At 62.7% G+C, this 12,037-nt stretch carries 15 protein-coding genes; 3 read left to right on the plus strand and 12 right to left on the minus strand.

The window, feature by feature from the left end; translation table 11 throughout:
• The 4 genes from ACK5L9_RS16150 to scpA all read right to left on the minus strand — a co-directional run.
• The coding region (locus ACK5L9_RS16150; RefSeq protein WP_416912490.1) for a biotin carboxylase N-terminal domain-containing protein at positions 1 to 655 on the minus strand (655 nt) is incomplete at its 3' end.
• A gap of 7 nt (positions 656 to 662) precedes the next feature.
• A complete protein-coding gene (gene accB / locus ACK5L9_RS16155; protein WP_416912491.1) occupies positions 663 to 1,169 on the minus strand; it encodes an acetyl-CoA carboxylase biotin carboxyl carrier protein in 507 nt (168 codons plus the stop codon).
• 229 nt (positions 1,170 to 1,398) lie between these two features.
• Positions 1,399 to 1,950, minus strand: coding sequence for a hypothetical protein (locus ACK5L9_RS16160; protein WP_416912492.1), 552 nt, complete (start codon positions 1,948 to 1,950; stop codon positions 1,399 to 1,401).
• A 149-nt stretch (positions 1,951 to 2,099) separates the two neighbouring features.
• Entirely contained in the window at positions 2,100 to 4,235 is a 2,136-nt protein-coding gene (gene scpA, locus ACK5L9_RS16165; RefSeq protein WP_416912493.1) for a methylmalonyl-CoA mutase, read from the minus strand.
• A gap of 54 nt (positions 4,236 to 4,289) precedes the next feature.
• On the opposite strand from scpA, the gene ACK5L9_RS16170 reads away from it, so the two are divergent.
• On the plus strand, positions 4,290 to 4,793 hold the full coding sequence (locus ACK5L9_RS16170; protein WP_416912494.1) for a DUF4174 domain-containing protein: 504 nt from the start codon (positions 4,290 to 4,292) through the stop codon (positions 4,791 to 4,793).
• Positions 4,794 to 4,907: 114 nt separating this feature from the next.
• Positions 4,908 to 5,099 (plus strand): hypothetical protein, encoded by a 192-nt coding sequence (locus ACK5L9_RS16175; protein ID WP_416912495.1) that lies wholly within the window; start codon positions 4,908 to 4,910, stop codon positions 5,097 to 5,099.
• Here ACK5L9_RS16175 and ACK5L9_RS16180 read toward each other — a convergent pair.
• The 8 genes from ACK5L9_RS16180 to ACK5L9_RS16215 all read right to left on the minus strand — a co-directional run bounded on the left by ACK5L9_RS16180 (position 5,065) and on the right by ACK5L9_RS16215 (position 11,232).
• A complete protein-coding gene (locus ACK5L9_RS16180; RefSeq protein ID WP_416912496.1) occupies positions 5,065 to 5,742 on the minus strand; it encodes a hypothetical protein in 678 nt (225 codons plus the stop codon). The two genes, ACK5L9_RS16175 and ACK5L9_RS16180, sit on opposite strands and share 35 nt — an antisense overlap.
• A gap of 4 nt (positions 5,743 to 5,746) precedes the next feature.
• A complete protein-coding gene (locus ACK5L9_RS16185) occupies positions 5,747 to 7,795 on the minus strand; it encodes a biotin carboxylase N-terminal domain-containing protein (RefSeq protein WP_416912497.1) in 2,049 nt (682 codons plus the stop codon).
• A 115-nt stretch (positions 7,796 to 7,910) separates the two neighbouring features.
• A complete protein-coding gene (locus tag ACK5L9_RS16190) occupies positions 7,911 to 8,132 on the minus strand; it encodes a hypothetical protein (protein ID WP_416912498.1) in 222 nt (73 codons plus the stop codon).
• A gap of 75 nt (positions 8,133 to 8,207) precedes the next feature.
• Positions 8,208 to 8,444: a hypothetical protein gene (locus tag ACK5L9_RS16195; protein WP_416912499.1), complete on the minus strand. Its 237-nt coding sequence runs from the start codon at positions 8,442 to 8,444 to the stop codon at positions 8,208 to 8,210.
• A gap of 84 nt (positions 8,445 to 8,528) precedes the next feature.
• Positions 8,529 to 8,744, minus strand: coding sequence for a hypothetical protein (locus ACK5L9_RS16200; protein WP_416912500.1), 216 nt, complete (start codon positions 8,742 to 8,744; stop codon positions 8,529 to 8,531).
• Between the two features lie 130 nt (positions 8,745 to 8,874).
• Entirely contained in the window at positions 8,875 to 9,276 is a 402-nt protein-coding gene (locus tag ACK5L9_RS16205; RefSeq protein WP_416912501.1) for a hypothetical protein, read from the minus strand.
• A gap of 81 nt (positions 9,277 to 9,357) precedes the next feature.
• A complete protein-coding gene (locus ACK5L9_RS16210; protein WP_416912502.1) occupies positions 9,358 to 9,495 on the minus strand; it encodes a hypothetical protein in 138 nt (45 codons plus the stop codon).
• Between the two features lie 204 nt (positions 9,496 to 9,699).
• The gene (locus ACK5L9_RS16215) at positions 9,700 to 11,232 is read right to left on the minus strand and encodes an acyl-CoA carboxylase subunit beta (RefSeq protein ID WP_416912503.1); all 1,533 of its coding nucleotides are present in this window, start codon (positions 11,230 to 11,232) and stop codon (positions 9,700 to 9,702) included.
• Between the two features lie 176 nt (positions 11,233 to 11,408).
• On the opposite strand from ACK5L9_RS16215, the gene ACK5L9_RS16220 reads away from it, so the two are divergent.
• A partial coding sequence (locus ACK5L9_RS16220; RefSeq protein ID WP_416912504.1) for an alanine racemase occupies positions 11,409 to 12,037 on the plus strand: 629 nt, incomplete at its 3' end.

The following is a 12,037-nucleotide window of genomic DNA, read 5'->3' on the forward strand; positions in this document are numbered from 1 at the left end:
CCTTGCCATCGCCGAAGACCTGAATCTCGATATGGCGCGGCTTCTGCAGGTATTTCTCGATATAGACCTCGGAATTACCGAAGGCGGCCTTGGCCTCGGCACGGGCGGTGCGGAAGGCGACTTCCAGGCTCTTCTCGTCCTGCGCCACCTTCATCCCGCGACCGCCGCCGCCGGCGGTGGCCTTGATGATGACCGGATAGCCGATTTCCGCAGCGACGCTCAGCGCGGCCGCCACATCGTTCACGCCGCCTTCTGATCCCGGAACGCAGGGCACGCCAAGCGCCTTCATGGTTTCCTTGGCGGTGATCTTGTCGCCCATGATGCGGATATGTTCGCTGGTCGGGCCGATGAAGGTGATGCCGTGATCTTCCAGCACCTGCACGAAACTGGCGTTTTCCGACAGGAAGCCATAGCCCGGATGGATCGCCTGCGCGCCGGTGATTTCGCAGGCCGAGACGATCGCCGGAACCGACAGATAGCTTTCGGCCGAGGGGGGCGGGCCGATGCAGACCGATTCATCGGCCATGCGCACATGCATCGCGTCGCTGTCGGCGGTGGAATGCACCGCGACGGTGCAGATGCCCATTTCGCGGCAGGCACGGATCACGCGCAGGGCGATCTCGCCGCGATTGGCGATCAGGATCTTGTCGAACATGGGGGCCTCACTCGACGACCATCAGGGGCGTGCCGAATTCGACCGGGCTGCCATCATCGACCAGAATCCGCTTTACGGTTCCCGCGCGGGGCGAGGGGATGTGGTTCATGGTTTTCATCGCCTCGACGATCAGCAGCGTATCGCCCTCGGCGACCTGCTGGCCGATCTGGACAAAGGCTGCCGCGCCGGGTTCGGGGGCAAGGTAGACGGTTCCGACCATGGGCGATGGTACGGCACCGGGCAGGTTGGCGGGGTCGGCCCCGGCATCCGGAGCGGCGGCAGGGGCAGCCAGCGCGGGCGCGGCGGCCATGGGTGCGGTGATCTGCGCCGGCACGGCCTGCACCGAAACCTGTTTGCCGTGCTTGGACAGGCTGACTGTCAGCCGGTCATGTTCGCCATATTCGCGCTTGACCGACAATTCGCTGAGATTGCTTGCATTCAGCAGCTCGGCCAGCGACTTGATAAAGGCCACATCGCCATCGTGATGCGTGTCGTTCCTGGAATTGTTGCTCATGCGGTCCTCTGTGGTGTTATCATGCCGCCGTCATTCGCCCGGATGGCGGTATTTTGCCGCTTATAGCCGCTTAACCACGGCGAGGGAAAGAACCAAGCTGCGATGTGGCAAGCTGGTTTTATCCCGCGCGGTTCAGAGTCTGGGCGCCCGCTGACGGTCGTTGCCAGAATTGCGTACCGAACCGTGCGTGGCACAGGGTTTGCGCCGCGCTCTGGCGGTCGGCGGTCCGTTACGCCCCGCCATGCTGATTGTCATTGTCCTTGTCGTCATCCTCCCATCCCAGCCATTCACCGTCGATTCCGGTTGCGCGCATGATGCTGACCACCCGCCGCGCGGCCTTCAGCGTAGTGGCCTGGACGGCCAGAACATCCTCTGCCGCCATGTCGTCGGGATGCGACTCGCCCCTGGTGTTGATGAAGGTCGGATACCAGCGCCCCGGCCCTTTTCCGGGCCGCCATGAAGCATGGCATAGCAGGTTCCGCTGGACCCGGATGCCGGTCAGGATATCGGCAAGCACATGGCGTTCGTCAAGATGCGCCTGTTTCATCGCGGCAAGAAAGCTGTCGATCAGAGTGCCAAGCGAATCGTCGGCGATATCCTCCATCCGCCGCAGCCATTTCTGCAAGGCCTCGTCGTCGGCATTCTGTCCCAGGCCCTGCCGTGTCAGCGAAAAGATCGCGCGCTTCAGTGCCTCTTCCAGAAAACCAAAGGTGGACACGGTATGACCGATGGCCTGAGCCATCTCGTCGGACAATCGGTCGGGGGCGCGGGGCAGGCTCATGGACCTGTTCTAGCCGACCGTGACGGGCTTGTCTGCCATCCGTGCGCGGCGATCGATGTGGCGGTGCCGGAATGGTGCGGGGCAGGGGGGGTTGGGGGGCTGCGTAAGCCCCCCAAGGCTTTCGCGGGACGCAACAGGGTCCGCGCGATTCAGGCCGCGCGGGCCTGACGGATCAGTTGCAGGATATCGGCCGCCGCCGCGGGGATATTGGTGCCGGGACCGAAGATCGCCTTGACGCCGGCCTTGCGCAGGAAGTCGTAATCCTGCTGCGGGATCACCCCGCCGCAGATCACCAGAATATCGCCCGCCCCCTGCGCCTTCAGTGCCTCGATCAGTTTCGGTGCCAGCGTCTTGTGACCCGCCGCCTGCGAACTGATGCCGACGACATGGACGTCATTGTCCACGGCGTCCTGCGCAGCCTCTTCCGGGGTCTGGAACAGCGGGCCGACATCCACGTCAAAGCCGATATCGGCAAATGCCGTGGCGATGACCTTGGCACCGCGATCATGGCCGTCCTGCCCCATCTTGACGACCAGCATGCGCGGGCGGCGGCCTTCCTCGGTGGCGAAGGCTTCGACATCGCGCTGGATCGCGGCAAAGCCTTCGTCGCCCTCATAGGCGGCGCCATAGACCCCGGCCAGAGTCTTGACCTCGGCGCGGTGGCGGCCAAAGATTTTCTCCATCGCCATTGAAATCTCTCCTACGGATGCGCGGGCGCGGGCGGCCTCGACCGCCGCCTCCAGCAGATTGCCGCCCCCGGATGCGCGGCGTGACAATTCGGCCAGCGCGGCCTGACAGACACCGTCGTCGCGGGTGGTGCGCATCCGTTCCAGCCGGGCGATCTGGGCCTCGCGAACCTTCATGTTGTCGATATCCAGAATGTCGATCGGGTCTTCCTGGTCCTTGCGGTATTTGTTGACGCCGACGATCACCTCGTCGCCGCGATCGATCATGGCCTGACGGCGGGCAGCGGTTTCCTCGATCCTCAGCTTGGGCATGCCCGAGGCGACGGCTTTGGTCATGCCGCCCATCTCTTCGACCTCTTCGATCAGCGCCCAGGCCTTGTCCGCCAGCTCGGCGGTCAGGTTTTCGATGTAATAGCTGCCCGCCAGCGGATCGACGACATGGGTGATGCCGGTTTCTTCTTGCAGGATCAATTGCGTGTTCCGGGCGATGCGGGCGCTGAAATCGGTGGGCAGGGCGATGGCTTCGTCCAGCGCGTTGGTATGCAGCGACTGCGTGCCGCCCAGTGCCGCGCTCATTGCCTCATATGCGGTGCGGACCACGTTGTTATAGGGATCCTGTTCCTGCAAAGACACGCCAGATGTCTGGCAATGCGTGCGCAGCATCAGGGATGAGGGCTTTTTCGCGCCAAATTCGCTCATGATGCGGTGCCACAGCAGGCGCGCAGCCCGCAGCTTGGCGATTTCCATGAAGAAATTCATGCCGATGGCGAAAAAGAACGACAGCCGCCCGGCAAAGGCATCGACATCCATTCCCGCCGCGATGGCCGCGCGCACATATTCGCGCCCGTCGGCCAGCGTATAGGCCAGTTCCTGCACGAGGTTCGCCCCGGCTTCCTGCATGTGATAGCCGGAAATCGATATGCTGTTAAAGCGCGGCATCTCGGCGCTGGTATATTCGATGATGTCGGAAATGATCCGCATCGAGGGTTCGGGCGGATAGATATAGGGGTGCCGCACCATGAATTCTTTCAGGATGTCGTTCTGGATGGTGCCCGACAGGACTGATCGATCATGCCCCTGTTCCTCGCCGGTGACGATGAAATTCTCCAGGATCGGGATCACCGCGCCGTTCATGGTCATGCTGACGCTGACCTTGTCCAGCGGAATGCCGTCAAACAGGATTTTCATGTCTTCGACCGAATCGATGGCGACGCCCGCCTTGCCCACATCGCCCACGACGCGCGGGTGATCGCTGTCATAGCCGCGATGGGTGGCCAGATCGAAGGCGACCGAGACGCCCTGCTGACCGGCATCCAGCGCGCGGCGATAGAAGGCGTTCGATTCTTCGGCGGTCGAGAAGCCGGCATATTGCCGGATCGTCCAGGGCCGGCCGGCATACATGGTGGCGCGCGGTCCGCGCGTGAAGGGCGCGACGCCGGGCAGGCCGCCCAGATGGTTCAGCCCCTCGGTATCGGCCTCGGTATACAGCGGCTTGACCGGGATTCCTTCCAGCGTGTTCCAGGTCAGGCTGTCCGGATCGCGGCCTTTCAGCTCTTTTGTGGCCAGCTTGCGCCAGTCTTCCAGCGTCGGTTTTGTCATGATCCGTCCTTTCCCATTGGCGGATACGTCCTATATTCAGGGAACGAGGTGCCTATGAAGTTGAAACTCGTGATATTCGTGATGGCTCTGGCAGCGATGGGGCCGGGCAGGTCGGATGCGCCACCCGACAGCACGGGGCTAAACGTCCAGTCTGCGCCAGAGCCCACTCCCCCGCCGACCGCGCCGGTGGTCGAATTGCCGATGCGCGCGGCCGATGATGCCGCGCCCGGCGATTTCCTGTGGCAGTCGCGACCGCTGGTCGTCTTTGCCGACACCCCGAACGATCCGGCCTTTGTCGAACAGATGCGGATGCTGCGGGGGCAGCCCGGCGCGCTGGTTGAACGTGACGTGGTGGTGATTGCCGACAGCGATCCGGGGATGGGCAGCGACTGGCGCGACATGCTGCATCCGCGCGGCTTTTCGCTGGTGCTGATCGACAAGGACGGGCAGATCAAGCTGCGCAAGCCCTTTCCCTGGAGCGTGCGGGAAATCAGCCGCGCCATCGACAAGTTTCCCCTGCGCAGGCAGGAAATCGGTCGTGCGGATCTTGGCGAATAGGGTTGACGCAACATTTGCCATGAAATGCGGTTTTCGTTGCAAAATCGGCCCCGAACCCCTATCTTTGGGACAAGGGTGCAAGGAAGGCACCTGCTGATGCGATGAGGTGAAGTGATGGCGAACCAGTCAGCCCTGCGCAAGGTCGATACGCCCGAACCGGTGCGGCGCGCGCCACGCGATGCGCACACCATGACCACCGATGAACTGGTCCAGCGTTTGCTGAAAGCCAGCAATTCCAACGAAGTCGCCGAGGTGATCGGTCTTTTGCCCATCAAGGGTCTCTCCGGTCCGAATCTGTTTTACTGACCCCGTCCCCATCATTTTTCGTCGCGGTCGCATCCGCCGCGTCGCTGGCCTGATTCTCCAGCGCCTCAAGCAGGGCCCTGACCGCCGCGCGACCGCCCGTCAGGCTTGCCCCCAGCATCAGCATCGCTGTTTTTCCCGCCTGCAACGTCTCGTCGGTCAGGCTGATATAGTCGTCCAGCATATCGCCCGCCCGCACAGGCTGATCCTTGGCGCTGCTGCGGATGTCCTGCGCCAGCGCGACGCGCACCACCAGAAGGCGGTAATACCGCACCACAGGATCAATCACGTTCTGGGGCAGAAGATGGACCTGTTCGACCATTGCCCGGAAAATGCGGTCATTGGCCTCATGCGGCAGGATCGGCACATGCCGGTCAGAAATCAGCTTTTTGCGCAGCGTATTCCGTGCCGCAAGGCTTTCGACATCCTCTTGCCGTTCCAGCGCGGCGACATGGGCCCGGATCTCGGCCAAAAGGGCGCGCTGGATATCAGAGATCTGTTCGTCGCGCAGAACCTTGTCGCGGCGGCGTGACAGAGCATGTGTCCAGAACCAGCCGAACGCGACCACCGTGCCGCCCACAAGGGCGGTCACAAGGGCCGCAGCGACGCGGTCGTTCAGGAACACGTTCTGCCAGTCGATGCTCACGCTTCTATTCGAACTCCAGAATCACATCGTCCACCTTCAGGCTTTGCCCCGCCTCGGCATTGACGGATTTCACCACGCATTTCTTTTCGGCGCGCAGGATGTTTTCCATCTTCATCGCCTCGACCGTGGCCAGCGCCTGCCCTTCTTGCACCTCATCGCCAACGGCAACATTGATCCTGACGATCAGTCCGGGCATCGGGCAGAGAAGGAATTTCGAGGTGTCCGGCGGCAGCTTTTCCGGCATCAGCCGCGCCAGTTCCGCCGCGCGCGGCCGGCGGACGTGAATATCCAGATCGGCACCGCGCACGCGCAGCCGCATGCCCGACGGGATGCGGTCCACCTTCATCACCAGCGGCTGCCCGTCGATCATCAGGCGCGCAAGTGACCGGCCGGGGGTCCAGCCGCTTTCGACGCGCAGCGTCTGGCCGTTCACCTCGACATTCGATCCGTCGCGATCAGCGCTGATGCGCACCGGATATTCGTCGCGGCCGACGAAAACGACCCAATGGGTGCCGACCTTGCGTTCATGATTGTCCAGACGCCCAGAAATGCGGGTGCGGCGGATTTCGGTCACGCGATACATGGCGGCGGCGGCGGCCACGACGCGGTTCATCTGATCCGGGGGAAGGGTCGCACCTGCAAAGCCGTCGGGATATTCCTCGGCGATAAAGGCGGTGGTCATGTCGCCGGCGTTGAATTTCGGGTGATCCATCACCGCCGACAGGAAAGGCAGGTTATGCCCGATCCCCTCGACCTCGAATTCGTCAAGCGCATGGCGCATCGCCTCGATGGCCTGCGCGCGCGATGGCGCCCAGGTGCACAGCTTGGCGATCATCGGGTCATAGAACATGCTGATCTCGCCGCCCTCATAGACGCCGGTATCGTTCCTGACAGCCACCGGGCTGTCGCCGCCCTCATTGGCATTGACCCAGTTATTCGCGGCTTTCAGCGGCCCGGCGGCTACCTCGGCGGGTGGGCGGTAGCGGGTCAGGCGACCGATCGAGGGCAGGAAGTTGCGATAGGGATCCTCGGCGTAAAGGCGGCTTTCGACGGCCCAGCCATTGATGGTCAGATCCGTTTGCGCAAAGGGCAGGGGCTGGCCATCGGCGACGCGGATCATCTGTTCGACCAGATCGACGCCGCTGATCAGTTCGGTGACGGGATGTTCCACCTGCAAGCGGGTGTTCATTTCAAGGAAATAGAAATTCCGACCGCCATCGACGATGAATTCCACCGTGCCCGCGCTGGCATAGCCCACGGCCTTTGCCAGCGCGACCGCCTGTTCGCCCATCGCCTTGCGGGTTTCCGGGTCAAGGAAGGGCGAGGGGGCCTCTTCGATGACCTTCTGGTTGCGCCGCTGGATGGAACATTCGCGTTCGTGCAGATAGACCGCGTTGCCATGCGTGTCGGCCAGCACCTGAATTTCGATATGGCGGGGCTGGGTAACGAATTTCTCGATGAAGATGCGGTCGTCGCCAAAGCTGTTCGCCGCCTCGTTCTTCGAGCTTTCAAACCCCTCGCGCGCTTCCTGATCGTTCCAGGCGATGCGCATGCCCTTGCCGCCGCCACCGGCAGAGGCCTTGATCATCACCGGATAGCCGATCTCGCCCGAGATTTTCACGGCCTCATCGGCATCCGCGATCAGGCCCATATAGCCCGGTACGGTGGAAACCCCGGCCTCTTGCGCGATCTTCTTCGAGGTGATCTTGTCGCCCATCGCCTCGATGGCACCCGTCGGCGGGCCGATGAAGGCGACGCCCGCCTTTTCCAGCGCTTCGGCGAATTTCATGTTCTCGGACAGAAAGCCATAGCCGGGATGCACGGCCTCGGCCCCGGTCTGGCGGATTGCCTCCATGATCTTGTCGATCACGATATAGGACTGGTTCGCCGGGGGCGGGCCGATATGCACGGCCTCATCCGCCATCTGCACATGCAGCGCGTTGCGGTCGGCGTCGGAATAGACCGCCACCGTCTTGATGCCCATCTTGCGGGCTGTCTTGATGACCCGGCAGGCGATTTCGCCCCGGTTGGCGATCAGGATTTTCTTGAACATGGGCTACCCCCGGCCAGAAGTCATGAAAAAACCGCCCAAGGTGCGGCTGCACCCCGGACGGTTTTTTCGGATAAGATCCCGCGCCGCATGGTCGCGGCGCGGGATGGTCAAGGTGTTATTGGCACAGGCTGACGTCGTCGCAAAGCGCGCCGCCAACGGCACCGACAGCGGCATACTTGTAGATGTCGCTTTCCTTCCTGTCGCCGACATAGCCGGCAAGGGCACCGGCAGCCGCGCCGATTGCGGCACGGTCAGCATCGGTCGGGTTGATGTTCTGTGTGCAACCCGCAAGCGCAGTCGCGCCAAGCAGGGCTGCCAAAGCAAAGACTTTGGCCATGTCAGAATATTCCTTGCGATGGCGGCGCGGCCCAAAAGGCGACCGCGCCGGGTTGTTTCGCGTTGCCGGGATGGATCAATAGCGCGGCTGGCAGACGCCAACATCGTCGCACAGCGCGCCGGCGGCACCGCCAAGCGCCGCGCCCGTCGCGACGTCCTCATCCAGCGCCTTGGCGACAAGTGCGCCGGCCACTGCACCGCTTGCCGCGCGGGTCGCATCGGGCGGAAGGCTGGCCTGATAGCCGGGCTGGCAGGCTGCAAGGGCGGAAAGGACCAGCGCAGCGCCGGTAACACGAAGAGACAGCTTAGACATTCAGATGTTCCGTTTCTTATGAAGGCGACCGCAGCACATGCGACCGTTGTTGACTGCTCACCAAATCCTGACGGGACGCCAGAATCACTGGCAGATGCCTGCGTCGTCGCACAGGGCACCTGCCGCACCACCAATTGCGGCCCCTGCCACAACATTCGAATCGGTCGCCTCGGCGATGACTGCGCCACCGGCGGCACCGACGGCGGCATTTCTTTCATCGCGCGACATCTGATCGCAAGCGGTAAGGCCAAAGGCGATTGCTGCGGCACCGGCAACGCGAAGGAAAATCGAAATCTGCATGAGACACTCTCTTTTCTACGGGTCCGAGGGGACAATTGATTTACGCAATTGTTAACTATGCCGATTGCCCTGTTTGCGTCAAACGGTGAAACCCCGGCTTGGCGATTAGTTGATGGCCCCGTGTGCGGCATCAGCGGAACTCCGCCGCGTCGTCGTTTTCGTCGAAATCCGCGTCATCCCCTTCGGCCTCTGCGGCGGTCAGTTCGGGAAAAGAGGCATGGGCGCGGGCCAGATCGACGCGCAGCAACTGTTCGTAATCGGCCGGGTCCAGATCGCCCACGGCCACGACCTCGCGACCGATCAGCCAAGACAGGCGACCGGCATCCAGATTGCCGCGCGGGAACGGGTCTTCGCCGAAATGGTCGATCAGCGCCGCCAGAAACCCGGCATCGGCGCGGCGATCCGCAGGTTTGCGGTCGCGATAGCGTTCGCGGCGGACAAGTGGCGTCGCGCCCTTCTTGTTGTTGCGCCGGATGGTGAACTGGAAATCGGTGCCGGGAAGGCGGCCGGGAAAGCCGCGATGCTTCAGCATACCCTGCCCCCTGCGGTCATCCGGGGGCAAAGTTGGCGCGGGCGGTCATGCCGCCCGGGCACAGACGCGGATAACCGGGCCTTAGCTGCCGTACTTGCCCTGATAAACCGGCTCGGTCGTGACCGCGCTAGGGGTGGGGGCGTAAACTTCGGGTTCCTGACGCTGGCAAGCGGCGAAAGCCGAGACCAGCACAAGGCCGAGGATGATTTTTTTCGACATGATGTCATGCTCCTGTAGGACCGGCACAGGTCGCGCCGGCTGCTCGAGTGGTTGCCGGCCTCGTTGCGGGCCGGACAGTTGCCAATCATATCGGGCAGCCGTTCACGCAGACAGCACGCCGCAATCACGTTTTGCAGATCGGCGGAAAGCTGTGGCATGGACGCATCATTCACGCGTTTGTGCATCGGTCCGGGAACCCAGGCGTTACAGGGGGATGTTGTCGTGCTTCTTCCAGGGATTTGACAGTTTCTTGCCTCGCAGCGAGGCAAAGGCACGTGCTACCCTGCGCCGGGTGGATCGGGGCTGGATCACCTCGTCGATAAAGCCCTTTTCGGCGGCGACGAAGGGGTTGGCAAAGCGATCCTCGTATTCCCTTGTATGCTTTGCGATCTTCTCGGCATCGCCCAGATCGGCCCGCATCAGGATCTCGACCGCGCCCTTGGCCCCCATCACCGCGATTTCGGCGGTGGGCCAGGCATAATTGAAATCGCCGCGCAGATGTTTCGACGCCATGACGTCATAGGCCCCGCCATAGGCTTTGCGGGTGATCACCGTCACCTTTGGCACCGTCGCCTCGCCATAGGCGAACAGCAGCTTTGCCCCGTGCTTGATGACACCGCCATATTCCTGCGACGTCCCCGGCAGGAAACCCGGCACATCCACAAAGGTCAGGATCGGAATTTCGAATGCATCGCAGAACCGTACAAAGCGTGCGGCCTTGCGGCTGCTGTCGATGTCCAGACAGCCAGCCAGAACCATCGGCTGATTGGCCACGATGCCCACGGTGCGGCCTTCCAGCCGGACAAATCCGATGATGATATTTCCGGCGTAATCCTTTTGGATTTCATAGAAATCGCCTTCGTCGGCAACCTTGGAGATCAGCTCTTTCATGTCATAGGGCTGGTTCGGGTTGTCGGGGATCAGCGTGTCCAGGCTTTCCTCGATCCGCGCGGGGTCGTCAAAAAAGGGCCGCACAGGCGCGCCCTCGCGATTCGACAGCGGCAGGAAATCGAACAGGCGGCGGATTTCGCTGATTGCTTCGACATCGTTTTCGAAGGCGCCATCCGCGACCGAGGATTTCCGCGTATGGGTCGAGGCCCCGCCAAGCTGTTCGGCGGTCACGACCTCGTTGGTGACGGTTTTCACCACGTCGGGGCCGGTCACGAACATGTAAGATGTGTCCTTCACCATGAAGATGAAGTCGGTCATCGCCGGGCTGTACACCGCGCCGCCCGCGCAGGGGCCCATGATGACGCTGATCTGCGGGATCACGCCCGAGGCCATGATGTTGCGCTGGAACACGTCGGCATAGCCCGCAAGGCTGGCCACGCCTTCCTGAATCCGCGCCCCGCCCGAATCGTTCAGCCCGATCACCGGTGCGCCGTTCTGCATCGCCATGTCCATGATCTTGCAGATTTTCTGTGCGTGAGTTTCCGACAGTGACCCGCCGAACACGGTAAAGTCCTGGCTGAACACATAGACCATGCGGCCGTTGATCGTGCCCCAGCCGGTGACGACGCCGTCGCCATAGGGGCGGTCTTTCTCCATCCCGAAATCGGTGCTGCGATGGGCGACGAACATATCAAATTCTTCAAAGCTGCCCTCGTCCAGCAGCAGTTCGATCCGTTCGCGGGCGGTCAGCTTGCCGCGGGCGTGCTGCGCGTCGATGCGGCGCTGGCCTCCGCCAAGGCGGGCTTCGTCGCGGCGACGCTCCAGTTCGTGCAGAATGTCCTTCATCGCGGAACCTCCCGGTAAATTTGCGGCAAATTAGCTTGAGTTGCGGTGCGGCGAAAGGAATAAACGGAAAATTTGCAAATTATGCGGTCGTAGACAAAAGGAAAATGCAAAATTGCTAATATCACGCCTGCAAGAGCGGCCTTGACGCGGGCCGGAGCTTGAAGGAAATCGGAGGGATGGGACTTCAGATCGACATCGCGGCCATCGTGGCCAACTGGAAGGCGCTTGCCGCCCGTGCGCCATTGGCCCGCGCGGCGGCGGTGGTCAAGGCCGACGCCTATGGGTTGGGCGCAGCGCGGGTCGCCCCGGCGCTGTATGAGGCGGGGGCGCGTGATTTTTTCGTGGCGCTGGCATCCGAGGGGCAGGCGATTCGCCCGCATCTGCCCGCCGACGCGCGCATCAGCGTGCTGTCGGGGCATATGGAGGGGGCAGAACTGTCCGGCCTTGTTCCGGTGCTGAACAGCCCCGAACAGTTCTTTCGCGACCGGGTGATGCGGCCCGGCGCGCCCTTTGCCATCCAGCTTGACACCGGCATGAACCGGCTGGGAATGGAGCCTGCCGAATGGGACGCCATCCGCGCCGAGGTTCTGGCCGCCGGACCTGCCTTCATCATGTCGCATCTGGCCTGCGCCGACGAACCGGCGCATCCCGCCAATGCCGCCCAACTGGCAGAGTTCCGCCGGATGACCGAGGATTGCGGCGTGCCGCGTTCCCTTGCGGCGACCGGCGGGATTTTGCTGGGTCCGGATTACCACTTTGATCTGGTGCGTCCCGGAGTCGGGCTGTATGGCGGGCTGCCCTTCGC

The sequence above is a fragment of the Paracoccus sp. (in: a-proteobacteria) genome (genome assembly GCF_047973135.1).
Lineage (GTDB): Bacteria > Pseudomonadota > Alphaproteobacteria > Rhodobacterales > Rhodobacteraceae > Paracoccus.